The sequence below is a fragment of the Burkholderia sp. PAMC 28687 genome (assembly GCF_001577465.1).
GTDB lineage: Bacteria > Pseudomonadota > Gammaproteobacteria > Burkholderiales > Burkholderiaceae > Caballeronia.
The window spans coordinates 563,936-589,271 of sequence record NZ_CP014506.1 but is presented as its reverse complement, the minus strand read 5'-3'; the positions used below and the strand labels follow the sequence as shown (position 1 = coordinate 589,271).

General features: G+C 60.9%; 21 protein-coding genes and 2 pseudogenes. 14 read left to right on the top strand and 9 right to left on the bottom strand.

All coding sequences use genetic code 11. The features are described 5' to 3' along the window. Positions 1–217: 217 nt before the first annotated feature. From AX768_RS18050 to AX768_RS18010, 9 genes are all read left to right on the top strand, one after another. Positions 218–526: a YXWGXW repeat-containing protein gene (locus AX768_RS18050; protein ID WP_231941512.1), complete on the top strand. Its 309-nt coding sequence runs from the start codon at positions 218–220 to the stop codon at positions 524–526. 169 nt (positions 527–695) lie between these two features. Then, a complete protein-coding gene (locus tag AX768_RS18045; protein WP_062001485.1) occupies positions 696–1,280 on the top strand; it encodes an RNA polymerase sigma factor in 585 nt (194 codons plus the stop codon). After that, positions 1,277–1,720 (top strand): hypothetical protein, encoded by a 444-nt coding sequence (locus AX768_RS18040; protein WP_062001484.1) that lies wholly within the window; start codon positions 1,277–1,279, stop codon positions 1,718–1,720. The genes AX768_RS18045 and AX768_RS18040 overlap by 4 nt, the downstream gene beginning before the upstream one ends. Further along, positions 1,717–2,190 carry a periplasmic heavy metal sensor gene (locus AX768_RS18035; protein WP_062001483.1) on the top strand — a complete coding sequence of 158 codons (474 nt, stop codon included), beginning with the start codon at positions 1,717–1,719 and terminating at the stop codon, positions 2,188–2,190. The genes AX768_RS18040 and AX768_RS18035 overlap by 4 nt, the downstream gene beginning before the upstream one ends. 72 nt (positions 2,191–2,262) lie before the next feature. Then, positions 2,263–3,657: a DUF1800 domain-containing protein gene (locus tag AX768_RS18030; RefSeq protein ID WP_062001482.1), complete on the top strand. Its 1,395-nt coding sequence runs from the start codon at positions 2,263–2,265 to the stop codon at positions 3,655–3,657. 4 nt (positions 3,658–3,661) lie between these two features. Further along, positions 3,662–4,810, top strand: coding sequence for a DUF1501 domain-containing protein (locus tag AX768_RS18025; RefSeq protein ID WP_062001481.1), 1,149 nt, complete (start codon positions 3,662–3,664; stop codon positions 4,808–4,810). A gap of 173 nt (positions 4,811–4,983) precedes the next feature. After that, complete coding sequence (locus tag AX768_RS18020) at positions 4,984–5,613, top strand: cysteine hydrolase (protein WP_062001480.1); 630 nt, start codon at positions 4,984–4,986, stop codon at positions 5,611–5,613. 29 nt (positions 5,614–5,642) lie between these two features. Continuing rightward, positions 5,643–6,158 (top strand): winged helix-turn-helix transcriptional regulator, encoded by a 516-nt coding sequence (locus AX768_RS18015; RefSeq protein ID WP_062001479.1) that lies wholly within the window; start codon positions 5,643–5,645, stop codon positions 6,156–6,158. Positions 6,159–6,299: 141 nt separating this feature from the next. Next, the gene (locus tag AX768_RS18010) at positions 6,300–7,367 is read left to right on the top strand and encodes a threonine aldolase family protein (protein WP_062001478.1); all 1,068 of its coding nucleotides are present in this window, start codon (positions 6,300–6,302) and stop codon (positions 7,365–7,367) included. 16 nt (positions 7,368–7,383) lie between these two features. On the opposite strand, the gene AX768_RS18005 is transcribed toward AX768_RS18010, so the two are convergent. Then, positions 7,384–8,193, bottom strand: a complete 810-nt coding sequence (locus AX768_RS18005; protein WP_062001477.1) for a helix-turn-helix transcriptional regulator — start codon at positions 8,191–8,193, stop codon at positions 7,384–7,386. 286 nt (positions 8,194–8,479) lie between these two features. Here AX768_RS18005 and AX768_RS18000 point away from each other — a divergent pair, with 286 nt between their 5' ends. Together AX768_RS18000 and AX768_RS17995 are read left to right on the top strand one after the other, a co-directional pair. Continuing rightward, positions 8,480–8,977, top strand: coding sequence for a hypothetical protein (locus AX768_RS18000; RefSeq protein ID WP_231941511.1), 498 nt, complete (start codon positions 8,480–8,482; stop codon positions 8,975–8,977). Positions 8,978–9,153: 176 nt separating this feature from the next. Next, positions 9,154–10,188: a PAS domain-containing sensor histidine kinase gene (locus AX768_RS17995; RefSeq protein WP_082778917.1), complete on the top strand. Its 1,035-nt coding sequence runs from the start codon at positions 9,154–9,156 to the stop codon at positions 10,186–10,188. A gap of 4 nt (positions 10,189–10,192) precedes the next feature. On the opposite strand, the gene AX768_RS17990 is transcribed toward AX768_RS17995, so the two are convergent. Further along, a complete protein-coding gene (locus AX768_RS17990; protein WP_062001474.1) occupies positions 10,193–11,686 on the bottom strand; it encodes an MDR family MFS transporter in 1,494 nt (497 codons plus the stop codon). A 186-nt stretch (positions 11,687–11,872) separates the two neighbouring features. Here AX768_RS17990 and AX768_RS17985 point away from each other — a divergent pair, with 186 nt between their 5' ends. Further along, on the top strand, positions 11,873–12,298 hold the full coding sequence (locus tag AX768_RS17985) for a GFA family protein (RefSeq protein WP_062001473.1): 426 nt from the start codon (positions 11,873–11,875) through the stop codon (positions 12,296–12,298). Positions 12,299–12,338: 40 nt separating this feature from the next. On the opposite strand, the gene AX768_RS17980 is transcribed toward AX768_RS17985, so the two are convergent. The 3 genes and pseudogenes from AX768_RS17980 to pdxR form a co-directional block, all read right to left on the bottom strand. After that, the gene (locus tag AX768_RS17980) at positions 12,339–15,821 is read right to left on the bottom strand and encodes a response regulator (RefSeq protein ID WP_062001472.1); all 3,483 of its coding nucleotides are present in this window, start codon (positions 15,819–15,821) and stop codon (positions 12,339–12,341) included. Positions 15,822–16,045: 224 nt separating this feature from the next. After that, positions 16,046–16,753, bottom strand: a pseudogene (mnmD, locus tag AX768_RS17975) (tRNA (5-methylaminomethyl-2-thiouridine)(34)-methyltransferase MnmD); the annotation flags it as partial. A gap of 55 nt (positions 16,754–16,808) precedes the next feature. Next, positions 16,809–18,271 (bottom strand): annotated as a pseudogene (gene pdxR / locus AX768_RS17970) (MocR-like pyridoxine biosynthesis transcription factor PdxR). 148 nt (positions 18,272–18,419) lie between these two features. On the opposite strand from pdxR, the gene AX768_RS17965 reads away from it, so the two are divergent. After that, complete coding sequence (locus AX768_RS17965; protein WP_062001470.1) at positions 18,420–19,133, top strand: GNAT family N-acetyltransferase; 714 nt, start codon at positions 18,420–18,422, stop codon at positions 19,131–19,133. Beyond that, on the top strand, positions 19,130–19,591 hold the full coding sequence (locus tag AX768_RS17960) for a GNAT family N-acetyltransferase (protein WP_062001469.1): 462 nt from the start codon (positions 19,130–19,132) through the stop codon (positions 19,589–19,591). The genes AX768_RS17965 and AX768_RS17960 overlap by 4 nt, the downstream gene beginning before the upstream one ends. 50 nt (positions 19,592–19,641) lie before the next feature. Here AX768_RS17960 and AX768_RS17955 read toward each other — a convergent pair whose 3' ends face one another. The 4 genes from AX768_RS17955 to AX768_RS17940 form a co-directional block, all read right to left on the bottom strand. After that, positions 19,642–21,444 carry an NAD(P)/FAD-dependent oxidoreductase gene (locus AX768_RS17955; protein WP_062001468.1) on the bottom strand — a complete coding sequence of 601 codons (1,803 nt, stop codon included), beginning with the start codon at positions 21,442–21,444 and terminating at the stop codon, positions 19,642–19,644. An 84-nt stretch (positions 21,445–21,528) separates the two neighbouring features. Then, positions 21,529–22,671 carry a GAF domain-containing protein gene (locus AX768_RS17950; RefSeq protein ID WP_062001467.1) on the bottom strand — a complete coding sequence of 381 codons (1,143 nt, stop codon included), beginning with the start codon at positions 22,669–22,671 and terminating at the stop codon, positions 21,529–21,531. Between the two features lie 142 nt (positions 22,672–22,813). Further along, entirely contained in the window at positions 22,814–24,703 is a 1,890-nt protein-coding gene (locus AX768_RS17945) for a sigma-54-dependent Fis family transcriptional regulator (RefSeq protein WP_155524308.1), read from the bottom strand. 164 nt (positions 24,704–24,867) lie between these two features. Next, positions 24,868–25,260: a DUF779 domain-containing protein gene (locus tag AX768_RS17940; protein ID WP_062001466.1), complete on the bottom strand. Its 393-nt coding sequence runs from the start codon at positions 25,258–25,260 to the stop codon at positions 24,868–24,870. Between the last annotated feature and the right edge of the window lie 76 nt (positions 25,261–25,336).

The following is a 25,336-nucleotide window of genomic DNA, read 5'->3' as shown; positions in this document are numbered from 1 at the left end:
TGGTGCCTCCCTTTGAGAGATGAACTGCGGTGAAGGATTGAAGTCGGGGTCAACCGAGTCCTGATTTTATCAGGCGTGTGCGATCCTTGCCAACACCTGCGATCAACTTTCGGCCACCCCACAGGTGAAATTTTGTGCGACGGATTTTCGGCGGTGCGCCGTTTAACGATCCGGGATGACGTGCACGTTGCGCGTCACACAGGCCAGAGGAACCGTTATGAATCTATTGAAGACCCGGGCAGCAATCGTCCTGATTTCGGCCGTTGCAGCGCTCGCGAGCGTTTCGGCGTCCGCGCAGACAATTATTGTCGCGCCCTCCGCCCCTCCGCCGCCGCGCGTGGAAGTCGTACCCGCCGTGCGTCCCGGATACGTGTGGGACGCAGGGCACTGGCGCTGGGCCGGCCGCGGCTATGAATGGGTGCCCGGCCACTGGCGGCCGGTTCGCGTCGGCGCGCATTGGGTGCCGGGCCACTGGGTACAGCGCGGTCCGAACTGGCGGTGGATCGAAGGGCATTGGGCTCGTTGAGCCACGGCTGCTCGTTCGGCGGACGCTGGCCGCCATTGACTGAGACGTCGGCCAAAGTCACCGCCGGGTCGCCCGACCGGCCAGCGCCGGCTGTTCAACAAGCAGGGCGGGCAATACAGCGAGACCCAGGACGAGACCCAGGACGAGACTCAGGACGAGACCCAGCACATTGAACGAAGAAGATCCGGACGCGGGCCTCCTGGCCCGCATAGACGAACAGGAACCGGGCGCAGTCCGCGAGATGGTCGCGCGCAAGCTGCCCCGTCTGCTCGCGCTCGCAACCCGCATGCTGGGCGACCGTGACGAGGCAAGCGACGTGGCGCAGGAAGTGTTCATCCGCATCTGGAAGCAGGCGTCGCGCTGGCAGAGCGGGCAGGCGCGCTTCGATACGTGGCTGCATCGCGTGGCGCTGAATCTTTGTTATGACCGCTTGCGCCGCCGTCATGAAGTGCCGCTCGACGACGGCATGCCGGAGCCGGCCGACCACGCGCCGCTCCCCGAAGATCAACTCGACGATACCGCCCGCAGCGCGCGTATCGCCGCTGCGCTCGCGGCGCTTCCCGCGCGCCAGCGCGAGGCGCTGGTGCTGCAGTACTACCAGGAACTATCGAATATGGAAGCCGCCGCCGTGATGGGCATCAGCGTGGACGCGCTGGAAAGCCTGCTCTCGCGGGCGCGCCGCACGTTGCGCAGCCGTCTTGTCGCCGAGCGCGACGACGGCGGCGCGCATGTCTCTGGAAAGGAACGCCGATGACCCCCGAACGTTTTCGCCGCCTCACCGAGGCCTATGGCGCGATGCCCGAGCATTGGCCGCAAGCCGAACGCGCCGACGCGCAGGCGCTGGTCGCCGGGCGGGATCCGGAAGCGCTTGCTGCGCTCGCCGATGCCGGTTCGCTCGATCTGCTGCTCTCGGCACATACGGTTGCCGCGCCCGGGAACGATTTGATACGGCGCATCGTGGAAGCGTCGCCGGCGTGGGCATCGACGAGAAAACCTGCCTGGAAAAAGCCGGAGTGGTGGCTTTCGGGCGCTGGGTTTGTCGGTGTCGGCGTGGCGGGTATCGCGGCCGGCGTGCTGGTCATTTCGCTGACGACGTCTCTTTCGGGAACGGCGGGCGGCCCGCCGAGCCTCTTCGATCAAACCGGTGAAAGCACCGTGTTCAACAGCAGTGCGTCCGACTGGAGCGATCAATGACCATGCCGGCAAAGAGGCTCAAGACGCTGCTGGTGGTATCGGTGGTGCTCAATATTTTTCTGCTCGGCACGATCGGCGGCGGCACGTACCGGTGGATCGAAAAGCAGAAGGCCGATGCCATCGCGCAGCAGCGCGGCTTGCGTTTTGCCGCCGCGGAATTGCCGCAGGAACGCCGCGATCAACTGCGCGATGCGCTCAGGCAGACGCGCCGTGACAGCCTGCCGCTCGTGCTGAGCGCGCGAGCGGGACGTATCGATGTCGTGCAGGCGCTGCAGGCGCCGCAGTTCGACCGCGCGACGCTCGATGCCGCCCTCGCCCGCACGCGTGATGCCGACATTGCCGTGCGTTCGCGCGTGGAAGGCACGGTGGCGGATTTTGCCACGACGCTCACCGCCGACGAACGGCTGAAACTCGTCGATGCGTTGCAACGTCACGGACCGCTGCATGTCGGCCCCGCACCGAAAAAATAACCGCCAGGAACGCGACGGATTCACGTTGCCTCCACGTTTAAGCAGCATGACAATTTCAAACGTGGGGAGCACATGACCGACGTCACACCCGCTGCGATCGCGATGAACCGCTTCGGACTCGGCGCCCGCGCGGGAGAAACGGCGCCCGCCGATCCGAAGCAATGGCTCGCCGCGCAGCTCACAGGCGCAACCTATCAGCCCGTGCCGCCCGCGCTTGAAAATCAGCCATCGAGCAGCGTACTCGCCGCGGAGTTTGCCGAACGTCAGGTTGCGATCCGTGCTGCCGGCGCCGACGATAAAAAAGGCGTGCGCAAAGCCTACAACGAAAAACTGCGCGATACGTATCGCGCGGCCGTGAACGCACGCTTCACCAGTGCGTTGCAGACGCAGGCGCCGTTTATCGAAAGGCTGGTGGCGTTCTGGGCGAATCACTTTGCGGTATCCGTGGAGAAACCGGCAGTCGGCATGCTCGCCGGATCATTTGAAACCGAGGCCATTCGTCCGCACGTGCTTGGCCGTTTCGAGGACATGCTGGTCGCAGCCGAACGTCATCCGGCCATGCAGATTTTCCTCGATCAGGCGCGCTCGGTCGGCCCGGATAGTCCTGCAGCAGAACGCGCCGCCGCGCGGCATCCGGAGAACAGGCCCGGGCTCAACGAAAATCTCGCGCGCGAGATCATGGAGTTGCATACGCTCGGCGTGCGCAGCGGCTACGCGCAGGAAGACGTCACGGAATTCGCGCGGGCGCTTACGGGGTGGAGTATCGGCGGGATGGGAGGGGGTCCGCGTCGTAACGACGCCGCGCCCGGCCAGTTCGTGTTTCGCGAACCGCAACACGAACCGGGTGCGCGCACGGTCATGGCTCGCCAGTACGATCAGCCCGGCGAGCAACAGGCGCTTGCCGTGCTGCATGATCTTGCGGCTTCGCCCGCAACGGCGCAGCATATCGCCGGCAAACTCGCACGGCATTTTGTCGCCGATAACCCGCCGCCATCGCTCGTCGAACGCCTCGCCGGTGTATTCAGCGCCACGAACGGTGACCTGCCGAGCGTGTATCAAGTGCTGGTCGATTCGCCGGAAGCGTGGTCGCCCGTCGATGCCAAGTTCAAGACGCCGTGGGACTGGACCGTCTCTTCCATGCGAGGCTTGGGTCATGACGATATCGGCGCCTTGCAGATCGCGCCTTTGCTCACGCAGCTCGGCCAGCCGGTGTGGCGCCCGGGCTCCCCTGCCGGCTACGACGATATCGCCGCGAGTTGGGCCGCCCCCGATGCGCTCGTGCGCCGCGTAGAAATGGCCCAGCGCTTCGCCGCGCGCGTGGGCGATACGCTCGATGCCCGTACACTCGGCAATCAGTTGCTTGCTGGATCGCTCAGCGATGCTACGGCATCCGAACTATCCCGCGCCGAAAGCGCGCCGACCGCGCTTGCACTCCTGCTGGTTTCCCCCGATTTTCAAAGGAGATGACGCCATGATCTCGCGTCGAAATTTCTTGTGGTGCGCAGGTGCCGGCGTCGGCTCGATGCTGGTCGGATCGCGCATGGCGTTTGCATCGGTGGAATCGGACCGGCGGTTTGTGTTCGTGATCCAGCGCGGCGCCGCCGATGGACTCAACATCGTCGTGCCTTATGCCGATCCTGCTTACGCGAAGCTGCGCGGCGCGCTGGCAATCGATCCGTCGTCCGCGACGAAACTCGATGGCACGTTCGCGCTGCATCCATCGCTGGTCGAAACCGCGAAGATGTACGCCGCGCAGCAGGCGTTGTTCGTGCACGCGGTGGCATCGCCGTACCGGGACCGCTCGCACTTCGACGGCCAGAATGTGCTCGAAACCGGCGGGACCGCCCCGTACCAGATGAAAGACGGCTGGCTGAACCGGCTTGTTTCGATGCTGCCGGCAGCGAAGGCAAACGCCATTGCGCTTGCGCCCACGGTTCCGCTGGCGCTGCGCGGCCGCGCCGACGTGACTTCATACGCGCCGTCCGGACTTCCGCAAGCGCCCGACGATCTGCTTGTACGCGTCACGCAGCTCTATTCCGGCGATGCACAGCTTCACGCGCTCTGGACCTCCGCCATGGACGCACGCGGCCTCGCCGCCGATGCCGGCGCACGCCAGGACCCCGCGAGCCTCGGCAAGCTCGCCGCGAGCTTCCTGGGACGTCCCGACGGACCGCGCATAGCGATGATCGAAACTGGCGGATGGGACACGCATACCGCGCAGAACCAGCGGCTCGGCGCGCAACTAAAGGCGCTCGACACCATGATGGCCGCGATGCGCGACGAACTCGGCGACCATTGGGCCAACACGACGGTGCTGGTCGCCACAGAATTCGGACGCATGGCCGCGGCGAACGGGACGGGCGGGACGGACCACGGGACGGCATCGGCGGCAATGCTGCTGGGCGGCGGCGTGCAAGGCGGCAGGATTCTTGCGGACTGGCCGGGGCTTGCGCCGTCGGCGCTTTACCAGGGGCGCGATTTGCGGCCGACGCTCGGGCTCGACTCGTTGATTGCAGCGGCGGCCGGCGAGACGTTTGGTCTCGATCCGGCGCGGGTCAGAGCAACGCTGTTCAATCAAAAAGCTGCAAGCCCGATGTCGACGCGGCTGCTTCGGACCTGAGTTTCTCAAGCGTTCTAAAAGTCTTAAGTTCTTAATGAACATTTAGATGCCGTGCCACGGGCGACCAAGCGCCGCCAATGGAACGGCATCTTTTTTGTTGTGCCTTCATTTTTTGAAGTAACATTCGGTCACCGTTGCCTGATTCATCCATTTCCACTTTTCCGGGAGCCGCCATGTCTGCATCGAACTATGAGCAACACAACACCGCGCTGTTGATCGTCGATCCGTACAACGACTTCATGACCGAGGGCGGCAAGCTCTTCAACGCGATCAAGGAGACCGCGGACGCGTCGCACATGTTCGACAATCTCCGCCAGATCATCCCCACGGTGCGGGCAGCAGGCATTCAGGTTTTTATCGTTCCGCATCACCGCTCGCATCCCGGCGACTTCGATCATTGGCAGCACATCAACATGTTCCAGCAGGCGGGACTGCCGACCAAGGCGTTCGAAGTCGGCACGTGGGGCGGCGAGTTCAATCCGGAATTCGGTCCGCAACCAGGCGATGTCGTCATCAAGGAACACTGGGCGCAAAGCGGCTTCGCCAATACGGATCTCGACCTGCAACTCAAGCAGCATGGCATCCAGAAGATCATCCTTGTCGGCCTGATCGCGAATAGCTGTATTAAGTCCACGGGCCGTTTCGGCATGGAGCTCGGCTATCATGTGACGCTCGTAAAAGACGCGACCGCTGCATTCAGCCATGCGGGAATGGTCGCGGCGCAAACCAACGCCCCCATGTTCGCGCACGCTATATTGACGACTGACGAGTTGTTATCGAAGCTGCCAGTGCATGTTGCGTGAACCCGATTGTTTGATAGCGGAGAGGAAGGATGAGTTGGGACGAGGTTTGCGAAAGTGTCTGCCCCATCGCGCGCTCGTTGAGCGTGGTGGGTGACCGCTGGACCCTGCTCATTCTGCGCGAACTGAGCATGGGCTCGCGGCGCTTCGAGGAAATCCAGGCGCAGACGGGCATGTCGTCGTTTTTGTTGTCGACACGACTGAAGCGCCTCGAGAAGGACGGCGTGATCGAGCGGCGCCTGTATAACGAACGGCCGCCGCGATACGAGTATCACGCAACGGCCAAAGGCAAGGATCTCGATGAAGTCCTGCTCCTGCTTCGTGCGTGGCAAATGAAGTGGGACGACCCGCAAGGCAAGGCGGAACCGGCGGTGCATCTGGTGCATAAGCGCAGCAAGAAGGTTGTCGATGCATCGTGGCGGCCGACTCCAGGCAGCAAGCCATTTTCTTTTGACGATACCCACGCGACCATCAGCCCTGCCTTTGCGGCGGAAAGAGAAGAAAGGAAGGCGGCGTTCCTGGCGGCACGGCGCAGCGGCGATTCGTGAACGGTCTGGCGCGCTGCCGTAAAAAGCCGCACTGATTTACGGCGGTCACGCCGATCAATTTTATACAAGCGTACAGATCAGGTTTTCACTAAGCTCACGAGTTTGAAGCGCACCCCTTGCCGCCGCAGAAAGGACCGACTCGTGAATCAGCAAGCTGTATCGACACACAAAGAACCCGCCCTCGGCTTCTCGAGCGACAACATCGCCGGAGCTTCGCCGGAAGTCCTCGAAGCCATGGTGGACTGCAACACGGGCCAGTCAGCGCCTTACGGCGGCGATGCGCTCACGGCGCGCGTCGAACGCAAGCTTGCCGAACTGTTCGAGCGCGACGTGGATGTGTTCCTCGTGCCTACTGGAACGACGGCAAACGCGTTGTGCCTCGCGGCCATGACGCCGCCCTGGGGCAGCGTCTTTTGCCACCCGTCAAGTCACGTCAACAATGACGAATGCGGCGCGCCCGAGTTTTATACGAACGGCGCGAAGTTGATTTCTGTCGACGGGCCGTCCGCGAAGATCGACCCCGTGAACCTGCGCAAGGCCGCGAACGTCAAGGTCGGCGACGTCCACGTGACGCAGCCTTCGTGCGTCAGCATCACGCAAGCTACGGAAGTGGGCAGCATCTACAGCCTCGATGAAATCCGCGAACTGGGCGACCTCTGCCGCGCATCCTCGATCGGCCTGCACATGGACGGTTCGCGCTTTGCGAATGCACTCGTCTCGCTCGATTGCACGCCCGCTGAAATGACATGGAAAGCAGGCGTCGACGCGCTGTCTTTTGGCGCAACAAAAAATGGTGTTCCATGCGCTGAAGCCATCGTTTTGTTCGATAAAAAACTGGCCGCCGAGATGGGTTACCGGCGCAAGCGCGCCGGCCATCTGTTCTCCAAGATGCGCTTTCTTTCAGCACAGATGGACGCGTATCTGACCGATGATCTATGGCTGCGCAACGCACGCCAGGCAAACGACACCGCCCGGCGCCTTCAGGACGGCATCAAGGACCTGGAGGGCGTGGAGATCTTCGGCGCGCCGCAAGCGAACATTCTCTTCTGCCGCTTGCCGGCAGCGGTCATTGAAGGGCTTCTGGCAGCGGGGTTCGTGTTCTACCACGACCGATGGGAACCGGGCGTGGTGCGCTTCGTGACGTCGTTCGCGACGACCACTGAAGACGTCGATAACCTGATCGCCAACGTCGCGCGGCTTGCCGGTTAAAACCGCATGAAGCGTATCAATAGCGCGATGGCGCCACGCCGAATGCACGCCGGAACGCGCGGTTGAAATGGCTCTGATCGTAGAAACCGACGTCCTGCGCGACATCGGCAATGCTTCGCGACGTTGAATGCAAAATAGATGCGGCCTGTTCAAGCCGCAACCGCACGAGCCACGCGTGCGGCGTCATGCCAACGGTCTGCCTGAACAGCTTGAGGAAATGAAATCGCTCTAACCCACAAAGCGCAGCGAGTTCATCCAGCGTGATCTTGTGCGCCAGATGCGCGTGGCAATAATCTTTCACGCGATGCCAGTCCTCGGCGCGCAACCTACCCTTGACCGACTGCGGCGCGACCACGCGCGATTGCGTGAACAAGCGGTCGAACAACGTCAACCATTCCGATTGCAACGCCAGCGGCGACGCTATGGCACTTGCCTGCATCGTGCTGTGCAGGTTGATCAGACGCGCCGCCAGTCCGGCGTTTTCGAGGAGCGCGCCGGCAGGGGTCGGTTCGGCATTCGAGCCCGAGATTTCTTCGGCCACGGCGCCAAGAAGCTCGGGCGATAAACGAAAAGTCTTGAGCACATATGCGCCGTCGCCATACCGATCGCCATCGTGTATCTCGCCCGGCGGCATGAGCGAGATCCGTCCGGGCGCGAGAAATTCCGTATTGCCACGATGCCGCTGCCGCTGGACTCCCTCGGTCACCATGCCCACGTGGTAATCCAGATGATAATGACGCTCGAAGCGAAAATCCGAAAAACGCGCCTCGCCAAGCACAAGACCGGGAGTCAAGTTGCTACGATGGTAGGCGACGCTATCTGGCATATTCCGATGGCTGCACGTGATTCGAAACCTGATTCTAGCGTCGATTCATGCAGCGGGCATTCCGACCGATTCAGCATAGGATTTGCCGCACGCCAGCTCTTTGACGTATGAAATTAAAATCGGGCAATACCCCGTCCACGAAGCGCTGTTTCGAGAATGTTCGTCCGGCGCGATATGATCGGGAAATACGAGCGACGCTCGAAAGCCATCGTGATCGATTTTTGAACGACAAATAAGCGCCCCAGTCATGCCCAGCCGGGCGTAGGCAGAGTCTCGGCTGCGACTGGTGCATACCAGCAACTACAGGAACAACGGGTCACAAGCTTTGGATATTTTCTATTACTGGAAAGATTATGCGTCGGACATCAAGGAAGGGCGCATCGGGACATTGGGTTCAAACGGCGACAAGCTGGAGGGGATGAAGGAACGTCTCCCCCGCAAGGTCTGGACGTTTCTGACCCCAAAGACAATGAAGGGCAAGCTCCAGTTGATCGGCTCGTTCCTGGTGACAGATACGAAGCCCGAGAACTTCGTGCCCAAGTGGAAGCACAATCTTTTCTACGATGCCGCGTCCCCAAAAACGGTTCTTTATCCGGATTCGGGGACCCTCGAGCATATCGAGGAAATCAGCGACTTCATCAATACGCGCTTTCATCCGGCCGTTCGCGCGAGATTCCAGGGTGACAAGGCGCTGCTTGAAATGGAAGCCGATGTGGTGCGCGGCCTGGAAAAACTCGTCCAGAACTACGAGACCGTTCAGTTGATGGATGGCCTGAAGAAGTGACCGTCTGATCTCCCGCGGCCAGCGGCGCGCGGGAGTGATGACGGTTTTGCGAGCAATCCGAGCGGGAGAATCACGTGCCGGTCGACCAACCAGACGATCCATCTTCCTCGCGACGGGCAAACGACGCCTCATCAAGCAATGCGTTCCCGTTTGAAATAAGCGACGTTCACTTTCGCATGCTCGTCGATGCGGTCCAGGACTATGCGATCTTCATGCTCGATCGGCTCGGGCATGTGGTGAGCTGGAATCGCGGCGCGCAAAGTATCAAGGGTTATACGGCCGGCGAGATCGTGGGGCAGCACTTCTCCGTGTTCTATACGCCCGAGGACATCGCGATCCGCAAGCCCGAGACCGAACTGGCGCTTGCGGAGGCCGAGGACCGCATAGAAGACGAAGGCTGGCGCGTGCGCCAGGACGGGTCGCAATTCTGGGCAAACGTCACGATCACGGCAATACGCGCGCCCGATGGCGCGCTTCAAGGCTTCGCGAAAGTCACGCGCGACATGACCGACCGTCTCCGGCTGATCGATTTGCAGCACACCCGCGCATTGTCCGCGCATGTGCAGAGCGCCCGGGAGGAGGAACGGGCACGGATCGCGCGTGAACTGCATGACGACCTCGGCCAGCAACTGATCGCACTGAAAATGGATGTTGCGATGCTGGATCGGGTTTTATCGCATGGCACTGACGACTCGCGCCTATCAAAATCGCGCACGCATCTCGTGCAGGACAAGATCGATTCCATCATTGCGTCCACGCGGCGCCTAGCCGGCGGGTTACGGCCGTCCATGCTCGATGACCTGGGACTCGAAGCCGCGATCGAATGGCTTGCAGGCGAGTTTCGCGGCCGCTATCAACTGGTCATCTCGGTGAACAATCTGGCGGGTCCGCTGGATTTATCAGCGACGGCGGCGACAGCCGTTTTCCGCCTTGTGCAGGAAGCGCTGAACAACGTCACGCGTCATGCGCAAGCCACGTGGGTTCGCATCGAAATGCGCCTCACGCATGATCACCTGCAGCTCGATATTGAGGATAACGGCAAGGGCACGACGATCGACCGGAACCGCAGCAAGGACAGCTTCGGACTTCTCGGCATGCAGGAACGCGTGCATGAATTGCAAGGACGGATTGCTTTTGAAAGCGCGCCGTCCGACGGCTTTCGCATCCATGTCGAGCTGCCGCTCGACGTGGTCAACCGAAAGACGCAATGAGGCTTCAGTCCTCCAACGGCGCGAGCGCTTCCACCGGCATCTTCCGCTCGCCGCCAATGTCGACCTTCGGCACGAACAACAAGAATCCCACCGCGAATAGTGCAATCACGAAGATCGAGACGAACGTCAGGTGCAGCGAGTCGTGCAGCACCTGACGTATCGCGTCCCCGCTGCCCATGCTCCCCGCCTGGTTCTGCAGCAACGCTTTCAATTGATCCGATGTCACCGCGGCCACGTCCTTTGAATGGCTCAACCCGAAGTTCAGGACCGCGCCGAACAAGGTCGCCCCGAGCGTGCTTCCCAGATTGCGCGAGAACAGGTTCGATGCCGTCGCGCTGCCGCGCTGCGCGACGTCCACGATCTCCTGGATCAGCATGAGCGAACTGACGCTGGACGTCCCCATGCCGAAGCCCATGATCAACGACCCGAACGCGGCAATCAACGGCGAACTTCCCGGCGACAATGTCAGCAGGAACACGGCGCCGATCGGAATGAATGCGCTGCCTCCGACCAGGATGGGCCGCAAGCCAAAGCGATGCAGCGACTTCGCGGCAAAGGTCGCGCCGGCGGGCCAGCCGACCATCATCATGGTGAGCGCGAGGCCTGCAATCACCGGCGAACGGTGCAACACGCCCTGCACGTACATGGGCAGGAACGTCGTCGATCCCATCAGGATCATGCCGGACAGTACCGTCGAGCCATTGCACGCGGCAATCGGGCGGCGGCTCCAGAGCGCGAATGAAATCATCGGTTCGGCCGCGCGTTTTTCCTGCATCAGGAAGAACAACAGGCACACCACGAACGCGCCGCCGGCCATGGATGCCTTGGCGATATCGTCGTCACCTGCGTAGGTCAGCGCCATCATCAACGAAGCAATGGTGACCATGAACAGCCCCGCGCCCGCGAAGTCGATGGACGGTTTTGCATGCCGTTCCGATTCGCGCAGGAACATGATGAAACCCGCCGCCGATAAAAGTCCGATCGGTACGTTCATCCAGAAGATCCACGCCCACGAGAAGTCGTGGATGATCAACCCGCCGACCATGGGTCCGACCACCGCTGAAATAGCCCAGACGCTGGCGAGATACCCCTGCACCTTGCCGCGTTCGCGCGCCGGATAAAGATCCGCGACGATGGTCAGCGTGACCGGCTGGATCGCGCCTGCGCCTACGCCCTGGATCAGGCGGAACACGATCATGGCGGGCATGGACCACGCGAAGCCGGCGAGCACCGACCCGATCAGGAAAATCGCAATGCCGATGAGCGCAATCGGCTTGCGGCCGTAAAGGTCCGCGAGCTTGCCGAAGATGACAGTCATTGCGGTCTGCGTCAGGAGGAACGACGAGAAGACCCAACTGTACAAATGCAGGTCGCCGAGTTGCGCGACGATCTGCGGCATGGCGGTGGAAACAATGGTGGCTTCAATGGCGACCATTGCCATTGATGCCATCACCGATGCAATGACTAACGGACGCGACGTCTGCTGGTTGCGGGGCATGAAGTTGTTGTAATGGGGAACGTGGAGACGGCGCGGGGTCGTTGCCGCCGCGACGCGTGAAACGGTCGCAGCAAGGCGGCCAGCCGTAAGTATGAACCCTGCTGAGGATATTCGCTCGACGGGATAGCGCAGACACGCGCGCCACGCCTAAACTTGCGGCATACGAGGCTCTTTCATCCACCGATCATGAATTCATCGAACGAGGTTCACGCCCGTGCCTTGCTTGCCGGAAAGTGCCTGTGCGGCGCGGTCCGCTACGCGGTGAAGGACGAATTCGTCTATGCGTTGAATTGCCATTGCTCGAATTGCCGGCGCGCAACAGGCTCGGCTTTCAAGCCGTTTGCGGGCATCGAACGGCACAAGCTCACGCTTGTGCAAGGTGAAAACGCGCTGCTGATCCACGGCGATCCACGCGCCGCGCACGACGTCCATTGCAGGCATTGCGGCTCGCTCATGTACTCCGTCGTGCGTGAAGGCGCGTTCGCTCATGTGACGATGGGCACGCTGATGGATAGCCCCTCCATCCGTCCCACGGCGCATATTTTTGTTGGATCGAAAGCGCCGTGGTACACGATCACTGATTCATTACCGCAATACCAGGAGTTCGATTGAAAGAACGGTCAGGGGCCCTGCAGAGTTCCTTCAAGACCCGTCAAGCCCGGATTCTTTCCAGCCCCGGCAACCAGACACGCAACAGGGAATAGAGCCGGTCCAGATCGATTGGCTTCGCCAGATAATCCGTCATCCCGGCCGCGCGCGCCTGTTCCTGATCGTCTTTCATCGCCTTCGCTGTAATCGCGATGATCGGCAGGGTCTTGAAGCGGGCATCGGTACGAATGCGGCGCGTGGCTTCGAGCCCGTCCATTGCGGGCATCATCACGTCCATCAGCACCAGGTCGATATCCGTCACCTCGTTGAGCTTGTCGATGGCTTCAAAACCGTTGCGCGCGATATCGACCGTCATGCCCTTGTGTTCGAGCGCGCTGCTCAGCGAAAAGATGTTGCGGATGTCGTCATCGACGAGAAGAATGCGGCGGCCCTCGAACACGCGATCACGGCCGCGCACGGTTTTCAGCATGGTTTGCCGCTCGGTGGACAGATCGGTCTCCACCTTGTGCAGGAACAACGTGACTTCATCCAGCAAGCGCTCGGGCGAACGCGCGCCCTTGATGATGATCGAGCGCGAGTACTTGAGCAGATCGGCTTCTTCCGCGTGCGTCAGGTTACGTCCGGTATAGACGATCACCGGCGGGAACGAATACATGTTCTCGCCCGACATGCGCTGGAGCAGCTCGCCTCCTTGCATGTCCGGCAGTTTCAGGTCGATGATCATGCAATCGAAAATCGTCGTGCGCAGCAGCGCGAGCGCTTCCTCACCGAACTCGACGGCGGTGATGTCGATGTCATCATCGCCGATAAGCTGCACGATACTTTCGCGCTGGCGGGCATCGTCTTCGACCAGCAATACGCGCTTGACCTTCTGCGTGAACTTGTCTTCCAGCTTGCGGAAGATGTCCTTGAGCTGGTCGCGCGTGGTCGGCTTGACTGCATAGCCAATAGCGCCAAGATGCAGCGCCGCCTCGCCGCTGTCGTTGGCGGAGACCACGTGCACGGGGATATGACGGGTCTGCGGCCCGTCCTTAAGTTGTTGCAGGACCATGAGCCCCGAACGATCGGGCAAGCCGATATCGAGCAGGATTGCGTCGGGCAGATGCTGCGCGACGAGTTGCATGGCTTCGGCCGCGGTTTGCGCCACCAGACAGCGATAACGCATTTCGTGCGCGAGGTTGTACAGGATGCTCGCGAATGCCAGGTCGTCTTCGATCACCAGCACCGAGCGTTTTCCCGGATTGGCTTCGTGCCGGTCGTCGTCATACGCGGCGACGGCGACGGTCGCAGTCTCCACGAGCGGCGCCTCGACACGGACGACGGGTACGGGGACCGCACGCGGCGGCGCCACGACAGGTGCGCTCTCCGCCACTTCACTGATATCCGTCCAGCGCGCCGGCAAAATGAGTTCGAAGGTGCTGCCCGCGCCCAGCGCGCTCGTCACGTGGATAGTGCCGCCCAGCAGTTTCGCGAGATCGCGCGAGATGGAAAGGCCGAGTCCGGTGCCCCCGTATCGACGGCTCGTGGTGCCGTCCGCCTGACGGAAGGCTTCGAAGATCGTCTCCTGGTTTTCCGGCGCAATGCCGATACCCGAATCCTTCACCGCGAAGCGCACACGATCGTCGCCCGTGCGGCCCAACGTCAGTGAGATGGCGCCGGTATCGGTGAACTTCAGCGCATTCGATATCAGGTTCTTCAGGATCTGTTCGAGCCGCCGCGAGTCGGTGAAGATTGAAGACGGCGTGCCGGATTCATTACCGACCGTGAACGTCAACCGCTTCTGACCCGCGAGCGGTTCGAAGGTCCGCTGCAACGATTCCGTCAGGCGCGCGAGCGATACTTCTTCCGGCGCGAGTTCGAGCTTGCCCGCCTCGACCTTGGAGATATCGAGAATATCGTTGATGAGGTTGAGCAGGTCGTTGCCTGCCGAATAGATCGTGTTTGCGAACTTGACCTGTTCGTCGCTGAGATTGCCATTGTGGTTTTCGGACAGCAGCTTTGCGAGGATCAGCGAACTGTTCAGCGGCGTGCGCAACTCGTGCGACATGTTCGCGAGGAATTCGGACTTGTAGCGGCTCGCCCGCTGCAAGTCTTCAGCGCGCGCCTCGAGTTCGGTCTGCGCCTTGTTGAGCGCTTCGTTTTTCTCATCGAGCGTCAGCGCCTGGAACGTGAGCTGCTCATTGATGGTTTCGAGTTCGGCCTTCTGATTGTTCAGGTTGGATTGCGACTCTTCGAGTGCGGCGGTCTGCTCTTCCAGTTCTTCGTTTGCGGAGCGTAATTCTTCTTGCTGGACCTGCAACTCTTCGTTAAGTTGCTGCGTTTCGGCGAGCACATCCTGCAGACGTTCACGATACAACGCCGCTTCCACCGAAGCGCCTACGTTCGCCGATATCAGCTTGAGCAACTCGACATCGCGCTTCGACGGTGTCTGCATGAAGCCGAGTTCGATCACACCGTTCACGGCGCCGTCGTTGTCGATGGGCGTCATCACCACGCTTTTAGGCGGGCTGGTTCCAAGTCCCGACGTGACCTTGAGATAGTTGTCGGGGATATCGTCGAGTTCCATCAGCCGGCGGCTCTCGGCCACTTGCCCGACAAGTGTCTCGGCGTTCTCGAAGGATTGTTCGCGCGCCTCGTTCTCGCGGCTGAAGCCATACGCGGCAACGCGGCGCAGCTTGCCGCTTTCATCGCGCACGTAAAGCGCTGCGACCACCACGCCAAGATACTGCGAAAGGAACTCGAGCATCGCGCGGCCGAGGCGCGGCAATGTCTGCTGGCCGACCAGACTCTCTGCGAGCTGGCTCTGCCCGGTTCGCAGCCACGCCTGCTGATGCAGGACCTCGTTGTGTTCGGCCTGTGCCTGCAGCGCGTTATCGTAGGTCTCGGACAGCTTCATCAACTCGCGACGCCCGAAGATGGCAAGCATCGCGCTCAAGGACAAACTGATCGCAAGGAAGATGGCGACAGCCGTGATCGTGACCTGCTTCGCGGTCGCGGCGCGCTCCCAGCGCAGATTCAGCTCCACGTCCATGAAGTCCTTGAACTCGCGGCGGGTCTCGTCGAATTCAAGCTTGCCGCGCCCGGTGCGCAAGATCCCGACGACGTCCTGATTTGCCCGCCGCATGGCGATGGTCTGTTCGGCAAAGCGTTCCCATTGCGTTTGCAACGCTTCGATGCGCTTCAGGCGTTCGACCTGCGGCGGGTTATCGCTGACCAGGTCCATGAGCGTCGAGAGCTTTGCGTTGAAGCTCGCCTTGCCAAGCTGGTAAGGGGCAAGAAAGCTGTCGTCGCCCGTGAGCAGGAAACCGCGCTGGCCGGATTCACGATCGACCGCAAGCTTGATCAGGTCGTTGCCATCACCGATCACCCGCTCCGAATGTTCGAGCCAGTTCATGGCCGAGAGCAGATAGAACAGCAGGCCCACGAACACGGCCGCAGTGGCGATTCCCGCGCCAAGCGGCAAGGCGATGTTGCGTCGGATGATGCGGCGAAAGCTGTTCTGATCGACAGCAATACGATCGGGCATTGCGATATCCCTGTTATTGAATTGAGCGCATCGGGGGCGCGGTTCTGCCGGTGTAATGGATGCGCGGCGCCTTCCGGAACCAGGCCGCCGCGCCTGCTGGCGCAGATCATACATTTTCTGCAACGCGCTGTCGGCGATGGAAAGCGATGCGCCTTTCAGGTAAATTTCATTCAGAGCAATAGCCGGAAAATCGGCAATATATGGTTCTTAAGCAACGATTAAAGCGGTAAATATTTCCCAGCCAGCATCGCGCGTTTCCAGCCGAAGCCCGGTATTTTTTTGTATTGGAAACCGGCATGCAACAGCGCGCGTTTGACATCGCCGGCGCTCGTGTAGGTCGAGAACGTTGCGCCTTCGTTCGCTAGCGCCCCGAGCGACTCGAACACCGATGGCGTCCATAGCTCCGGGTTTTTGGCGGGCGCAAAACCATCGAGATAAAACGCATCGGCGCGAAATTGCAGCGTAGGCAAGACAGTGACCGCGTCGTCGAATATCAGTGTCAGGGTGATGTCGTTATCGAAGGCGAGCGTGTGCGTGCCGGGCGTCAAGTCCGGCCATGCGTCGGCAAGCGTTTGTGCGAGCGCTGCGACGGGTGCATCGTCTATGGTGGCTGGGTGCGTGAGACGGAGGTCACTGGCGGAGAACGGATGCTTTTCCACGGATACGAAGTGCAGACGGCCGCCACGCAGTGGATCCGCGCGCCATGCAGCCCACGTCGACAGGAAATTGATGCCCATGCCGAAGCCGGTTTCCAGCACGGTGAAATCGGGGCAGCCCTGCCATCGTTCGGGAAGGCCGTTGCCTTGCAAGAAAACGTATTGCGCCTGCGCAACGCTGCCCACGACGCTATGATAAATGTCGCCATAAAGCGGCGAATAAGGCGAGCCGTTCGGGCGGAATGCAACGGTTGCGGGAATCAGCGGTTCGGACATGGATGGTCGGTAATAAACGCGGTGATGAACGCGCTGATAAACGCGCTGATAAACGTCAAGGCAGCATCGATCTTACGATCCGTGCGAGTTTTTCGACGGCGGCATAGGCCTCGGTCGGCGGCACGCTTGCGTATCCCAGCACGAGACCGTTGTACGCTGCGATGTTTGTATCGGCAACACAGAATTCGCTGACCGGGACCGCCCATAACCCTTCGGATCGTGCTGCGCGACAGACGTCCACATCGCGCAAGGGCGAGTTCAGTCGAGCCGTCAGGTGCATGCCGCCTGCTCCGCCCGATACTGTAAGCAAATCCCCGAAGTGCTGTTCGAGCGCGACCTGCAGCGCAACGCGCCTGCGCGAATACAGTCCACGCATGCGCCGCAAATGCCGCGTGTACGCGCCGCTTCGCATGAAGTCCGCAAGCGCGAGTTGATCGGCGGCGCGGCCTTGCCGTGATATTTCACCGAGCGTGCGTTCGAACTCGCGGGATAGTCCGGGCGGCACGACCATGAAGCCGATTCGCAGCGCGGGAAACATCGTCTTGCTGAACGTGCCGAGGTAGATCACAGGGTATCGCCGGCGAGTCCCTGCATGGCCGCGAACGGTGAGCCGGTGTGACGGAACTCGCTGTCGTAGTCGTCCTCGATCACCCACGCTCCGTGGGCGCGAGCGTCCTCGATGATCTTCATGCGACGTTCAATGCTGAGCACGCTTCCAAGCGGATATTGATGCGACGGAGTCACGTAGATCAGTTTGGGCGGTGACTGCGCCCAGTGTAAAGGCGTGGGCGCGATGCCATCGGCATCGACAGGTATGGATACGAGCGACAAGTTCGCCCCCTTGAACGCCGCACGCGCACCGGCGTACCCAGGATCCTCGACCCACACGCGCTCGCCGGCATCCGCCAGGATGCGCGCGCAAAGATCGAGGCTCGTCTGCGTGCCATCGGTGATGAAAACCTGATCGATATCACAGCGCACGCCCCGCGAAACCTTGAGGTAATCGACCAGCGCCTGCCGGAGCTCGGGTGCGCCGGCGCTGTTCGCATAACCCAGGTCTGTTGCTTCGAGCTTTCGCCATGCGCGGGCGATGGCCGCGCGCCATTGCGTCATCGGGAATTCATCGAGGGCCGGCAAGCCCGGACGAAACGATACCGCAATAGGGCTTGTCTGCGGCTCGCGCCTCAATCCATCGATACGTCGCGAAAGTTGCGCCGGCTGAGGTTTCTTCGCCGCGGGGTTCAATTGCGTCTGAGCCCTGACGGAGGCCACGACCGAACCTCGCCGGGTGACGTGCAGGAAACCTTCTTCGGCGAGTTGCTCGTAGGCGAACATGGCCGAGTTGCGCGCAATGCGAAGTTCGTTCGCAAGCACCCGCGTGGCCGGCAAGCGCGTGCTTGCGGGAAGCAGGCCATCTAGAATGGCATCGCGCAACGCTTCGTAAAGCAAACGCTGCTGCGTGATCTTCCGGCCATTCAGTCGGTGTGAGAACGACGAAAAAAGTAAAGCGAGGTCCATGAAATGGTGGATCGTCAGAAATGTGTGGCTCTAAATAAATCGGAGTTATTGGGTCTATCATTGGCGCCATCGGCATTTTATTCTTATACCAGAAGCTGGAACCACACGAACCCGCATCGCAAAACCATTTACCTGGACGGAGAATCGATTGAGCACGTTCCAAAATGAATTCGCACAGCCCATTGGCGCACCGCTCGCGAACTGGAAAGGCGCAAAGCCGCCGTCACGCGTCACGCTCGAAGGACGCTATTGCCGTCTGGTTCCCGTCGATCCGGCCGCGCATCTGAACGATCTGGCCGAGGCTTACGACTCGGCTGCCGATGGCCGCGACTGGACGTATCTCGCAACAGGGCCATTCAGCACGCTCGAGGCTTATCAGGAGCATCTGGAAAAACTCGCATCCAGTTCGGACCCGCTGCACTTTACGGTGATTGATGCCGCCAGCGGCAAGGCGCTCGGTACGCTCGCGCTGATGCGCATCGACGCGGTGAATGGTGTGATCGAGGTCGGATTCATTGCGTTCTCGCCGTTGCTGAAGAAGACGCGCATTGCAACCGAAGCGATTTTCCTGCTGATGCGTCATGTCTTCGACGATCTGGGCTATCGGCGCTTCGAATGGAAGTGCGACTCTCTGAACGAACCATCGCGCGCTGCGGCCAAGCGCTTCGGCTTCACGTTCGAAGGCATCTTCCGGCAAGCGACAACCTACAAGGGACGCAGCCGCGACACCGCGTGGTTTTCGATCATCGACCCGGAATGGCCGGCGTTGAAGACTCGCTACGAACGCTGGCTCGACCCAAAGAATTTCGATGCCGATGGCGCCCAAATCGAACGCCTTTCAACGCCGCAGAGCGCTAAATGACCGACACAGTCTGCATACGACCAATAGAGCAAGCCGATTACACCGCATGGAAACCGCTATGGGACGGCTACAACGCGTTCTATGGCCGAGCCCGGGAAACCGCGTTGCCGCAGGACATCACGGACGCGACATGGGCGCGATTTTTCGATGCCGACGAACCCGTTCACGCGTTGGTCGCCGAACGCGACGACAAGCTGATCGGCCTCGTGCATTTCATCTATCACCGCAGCACGACCCTGCTCGGTTCCATTTGTTATCTGCAAGATTTGTTCACGGCAGAAGATGCGCGGGGACATGGCGTGGGCCGCAAGCTGATCAACGGTGTCTATGCGAGCGCGAAAAGCGCAGGCTCCGAGCGCGTGTATTGGCATACGCACGAGACCAACTTCACGGCAATGAAGCTCTACGACAAGATTGCGGACAAACCCGGCTTCGTGATGTATCGGCAAGCGGTTTGAACGGTTGAAGCGCGCACTGCGAATCCTCCGGCATCGCGCGCTTACCTTCATCAAGACAAGTGATGCACTTCCTGCAAGCCGTAGACCGGCGTTTCAATGCCTTCCATCCGCGCCTTCAATTGCAGCGATAAATATTGCGAGTAATGCCGCGACTGATGCAGGTTGCCGCCATGGAACCACAGCGCATGCTGCTGCGTGGGCTTCCACATGTTGCGCTGCTCGCCTTCCCACGGTCCGGGGTCCTTGGTCGTGTTCGATCCCAATCCCCATACCTTGCCGACCTTGTCCGCCACTTCGCGCGAGATCAGGTCCGCGGCCCAGCCGTTCATCGAGCCATAGCCGGTTGCGTAGACAATGAGATCCGCCTCGAGCTCGCTGCCGTCGCTCAGCACGACCGAATGCTCTTTCAACTCGACCACATCAACGCCGCTCTTCAGCTTGATCTTGCCGTCCGCGACCAGGTCCGACGCACCCACATCAATGTAATAACCCGATCCGCGCCGCAGATACTTCATGAAGAGCCCCGACTCGTCGTCGCCGAAATCGAGCATGAAACCGCGCTTTTCCAGGCGGTCGTAGAATTCGGCATCGCGCTTCTTGATGGCGTCGTAGACCGGGATCTGGAACTCATGCAGGATCTTGTACGGGATCGATGCAAAGGTCAGGTCGGCTTTCATCGTCGTCATGCCGGATGCCACCGCACGCTCGGAGTAGAGATCGCCAAGCGCGAGATCCATCAGCGAAGCGGACTTCACTATATGCGTGGACGAACGCTGCACCATGGTCACGTCAACGCCGGCTTCCCACAACGCCGCGCAGATATCGTGCGAAGAATTGTTCGCGCCGATCACAACCACCTTCTTCCCCGTGTACGCATCAGGCCCGGGATGTTGCGACGAATGATGCTGCTCGCCCTTGAACACGTCCATGCCCTTGAATTTGGGCACGTTCGCCTTGCCAGACATGCCTGTGGCAAGCACGAGTTGTTTTGGCCGCAGCGTCACCGCCTCGCCGTTGCGTTCGACTTCCACGATCCACTCGCCTGCGGCCTCGTCGTAACGCGCGGACTTGCACATCGTCGAGCCCCAGTAGTTCAGCTCCATCACCTTCGTGTACATCTCCAACCAGTCGCCGACTTTGTCCTTCGGCGAAAACACCGGCCAGTTGTCGGGAAACGGCAGGTACGGCATGTGGTCGTACCAGACAGGATCATGCAGGCACAGTGATTTGTAGCGGGCACGCCATGCGTCACCGGGTTTCTCGTTCTTGTCCACAATGATGGTCGGCACACCAAGCTGCCGCATCCGCGCGCCGAGCGCAATGCCGCCCTGCCCGCCGCCCACGATCAGGCAATACGGCTGCTTCTCGTAACCCAGCGTCTCTTGTTCCGCCGCGCGTTTTTCGGTCCAGCTCGTGCGGTCGATGCGCGCGCCGTGCTCGGCGCCCATCGGGCGCCTCTGGCCCTTGGGTTCCTCATGACCCTTGAGTTCGGTCATCGTGGTGAGCAGCGTCCAGATCAGTCCGTCCTTCACGCGGATGAAGCCCGTTCCCCGCGCGACGCCCGTCTCGAACGTGATCCAAGATTGCGTCACGCCATCGGATTCGGTCGCCGTTTCGTTTTCCGCAATCCGGAGCTTCGAGGGCTTGACCGCATTCAGTTGCGAATCGAGCATCGCTGCGATCTGTTCGCGGCCCTCCATTGTCTTGATGTTCCAGGTGAACGCAACGAGATCGCGCCAGTAGCCCTCAGGCTGGAACAGCGCGGCGGCGGCTGTGGAATCGCCGCTTCTCAATGCGGCTTCGAACGACTCCAGCAACTGGGAGATGGTCTGGTTCGGATTGCTTTCAGGCATGGTCGCTCCTCCATGAGATACGGATCACTAAACATCGGTTAAGTCACGCGGGTTCTTTGCCCGCTGGAAAAGATGCTGCTTACGCTAACGCCGGTGAGGCGCCAGAATTCCCAGCTTCGCGATACGTCGGTAAAGCGTCGCCCGTGAAATGCCTAGAGTTTGCGCCGCGAGAACCGGGCGCCACTTGGCGTCGGTCATCGCAGCAATGATGCGGGTGCACTCGACCGCTTCATCCTCCGACAACGAAGGCTGCGGCGCTTCCTTGGTCTGCAGCTTCGGCGCGTTTCTCGCTGCGCGCGCAACAGGTGGCCTCACGCGCGCATGCAAGGGCGCGCCGGAGCCGATCAATCTGCATGAAATGAGGTCGCGTCCCGGTCTTGCATCGAGCAGACGTTCTGCGCGGATATCGAAGAGTTCAGAGACGTGACACGGCATTTGATTCAGTCCCGGCACGCACTCCTTCGCGCGCCGGTTAGCGGCGATTGCGAAACCGCGTGCATCGAACGCAATAAGAATTTCCGGCTGCGCCTCGACGTAATGGCGGTTTCGATGCGCGAGCAACACCCAGCATTGCGTGGTTGCGTTGAGGAAAAAACCGTCTTCGATCAGCAACGCGCTTTGGCGCACGATATGGTTCACGAGCCGCTGGCTCTCGCGCTCTTCCGGCGAACGCACGGCCGAGGCATCCAGCACGCCGATCAATTCGCCCTGCACGCCAAAGATAGGCGACGCGCTGCACGTAAGAGTGGTGAACGCCGCGCGAAAGTGATCGGTCTTGTGGACGGTGATCGCTTCGGCATCCAGCAGCACCGATGCAACGCCGCACGTGCCTTCTTCGCGTTCGGACCAGCATGAGCCGAGATACAACCCTGCGCGCTTGAACTCGTGACGCCGGTCGCGATCGACCCGGTAATCGATGGTCACGCCTTGCGCATCGGTCAGCATCACGCAATAGTCGGCTTCGCGAACGGTCTCGTGCAGACGCGACAGACATTGCCCCGATGCACGCAATACGGTTTCCTCGCGCTGCTGAACATCGCGCAATTCGGGTACGGTCAGGATGCGCGGCCCGACGGTCGCGCCGGGATCGAGATGATATTGCTCCAGAGACCTTCTATACGACGACGCCAGCCTGAGCGAATCGGCGTCCGTGCCGGCATTGAGCACGCGCCCTTCGATCACGCTGCGCACGCGGTCGATATGTCTGGTCGGCGATACATACGGCATGAAGGATCTCCGGCGGCTTCGGCTGTGCTCGAACGTTCACTGGAACATCAACGCATGATGACGTTTTAACATGCGTGTTCCGCGAGATCACACCGCAGTGCACCATCATCGAGAATGAGACGTTTGTCTCAATCGTCATGATTCAACGTCTGCGCAATTCCCCGAGAGCCGCCATCTTCCGGTACAGCGTATTGCGCGAAATGCCCAGCATGCGCGCGGCCGCCGAGACGTTGCCGCCATGGGTATCGAGCGCAGCAAAGACAGCGGAAAGCGCCAGGTCATCCAGACGGCCGCTCTCTTTAGAATGCGCCTGCGACGCCGCGCCTTCCCGCTCGAAGAAATCTTCCGGGAGATGGTCGCGAAGGATAGTGGTTTCGTCGTCATCGAGCATTGCGCAGGCGGTCCTGAGCACGTTCGCCAACTGACGGAAATTGCCCGGCCACGCATGCTGCGTGAATGCTTCAAGCACCTCCGGTGAAACCCTGGTGACGGGGCCGCCCGGACGTTCTGCCCGAAGGATCTTTTCGACTGTCACCGCGAGATCCGTGCGCAGTCGCAGCGGCGGCAACGTCACCAGCAAGCCGTTGATCCGGTAATACAGGTCCTCACGAAACTCGCCGCTGTTCACGCGCTCGCGCAAATTTCGATTGGTCGCGCAAATCAATGCGAAGTCGACCGGCACCGAGCGCGAACTGCCCAGCGGTGTCACCGTGCGTTCCTGCAGTACGCGCAGCAAACGGCTTTGCAACGCGAGCGGCATGTCGCCGATTTCATCGAGGAACAGCGTGCCGCCGTCGGCTTGCAGGATCTTGCCGCACGCGCCGCGTTTCGATGCGCCCGTGAACGCGCCCTCCTCGTAGCCGAACAATTCCGACTCGATCAGCGTATCGGGGATGGACGCACAATCCACCGCGACGAACGGTCCGTCGCATTGCGGCGAATCGCGATGCACCGCGCTCGCGAGAACCTCTTTCCCCGTCCCTGTTTCGCCGCCGATCAGGATCGGAATGTTCTTGCCGATAACCTTGCGCACGCGCTCGACCAGCGCGGCGACCTGCGGGTCGCCGGTCATCAGGTAGCGCAGGCCGGAGAGCTTCGCCTGAGGCTCGGGTGTGCGTTTGCGAGCGGCGACATCGGTGATGTCAGTGGCGTCGGTTGTGAATGCCACTGACGTGGATCGCCTGAAGTCCACGCTTGCAAACACATTCACGCCGCTTGGCAGGCGCAACGACAGCAGCCGATCGCCCGGTGCCGACACGCCGGTGCGCATCAGATCGATCAACTCGCCACACGACACGTTGAGCAACGACGACAGGCTATGCGCCTTCAGCGATGCGAGCGGCAAACCGAATTGAAACTGCGCGCTGCGATTCGCTGAGAGAAAACGTCCATCGGCGCGAAAGGCGGCAATGCCCTCCATCAACGTGCCGATAAACTCGGGACGCCCGTGAAAATGGACGCGCATGGCTTCGGGGAATGCACTGGTGAACAAGTGGTTTTCGATCATCTGCGCCGACATCTTGGCGAGCGCCATGGTGTGACGGCTGTGACCGCGGCAATCGCCGGAGACATCGAGTACGCCGAGCAACTCGCCGAAGGGGTCGAGTATCGGCACGCTGGAACAGGCGAGGAACTGATTGGCGCGCAGGTAATGCTGGTCGCCCAGGATCATGGTGGCGTCGCCGGAGGCGATGGTGGTGCCCACTGCGTTGGTGCCCTGCTGCTGTTCGCTCCACAATGCGCCGGCCCGCAATGCAACGCGATCCGCGCGCGCAAGGAAATCGTCGTCGCCGAGGGAATGGAGAATCAGCCCCTGCGAATCGGTCAGCACGACCATGCTGTGCGTATTCGCAATTTGCCCGTAAAGCGTTTCGATGACCGGCAGCGCGTGTGTGCACAGCGTGCGGTTCTGTTCGCGCTTGAGCAGCAGGTCGGGTTCACCGAGCACGCTGTAATCGGGACGCATCGTTTCCGAGAGCCCGTAACCGCGGGACCTTTCGTGAGATTGCCGGACGATGTCGAGTACTTCCATGCGGCCGGCTTGATCGCTCGCAAGCGTACCGGCACGGCCTAGAGAAACCGGGGTCATAACCATTGTCTCCTCCGCCAGCATTCGCGGATGGAGTCGATGCTAAGCTCCGGCCGTCGCGTGGTCGATCGAGACAATGTACCACTAGAAACGGCGTCTTTTCAGCTTCAACCTGTTACATGCTCGACCGGATGTTCGTCGAGCCATGCAGATTCTTTGTCGTCGAATAGGCGCGAACGGGTGAGAAAACGCAGACCGCTCGGGCGTTCCAGCGAAAACATGCCGCCGTTACCCGGCACGCAATCGATGATCAGTTGCGTATGCTGCCAGTATTCGAATTGCGAATCGCTCATGTAGAAAGGCACGCCGGCAATCTCGCCAAGTTTGACGTCGGACGAACCGACCATGAATTCAGCAACCGGAAAGCACATGGGCGCGCTTCCGTCACAACATCCGCCAGATTGGTGAAACAGTATTTGCCCGTGTTCCGCCTTCAGCTTTTCGATTAACTCGATTGCCGCGGGCGTGACTGTCACGCGCGAAACTTCGTCTTGGCTCATCAGGGTTTCCACTTAAAGTGTCGGGGAGCGGGCCGCATTGCGTTTGCATGTGCGGCCCGCCATTCAGGCTACCCGC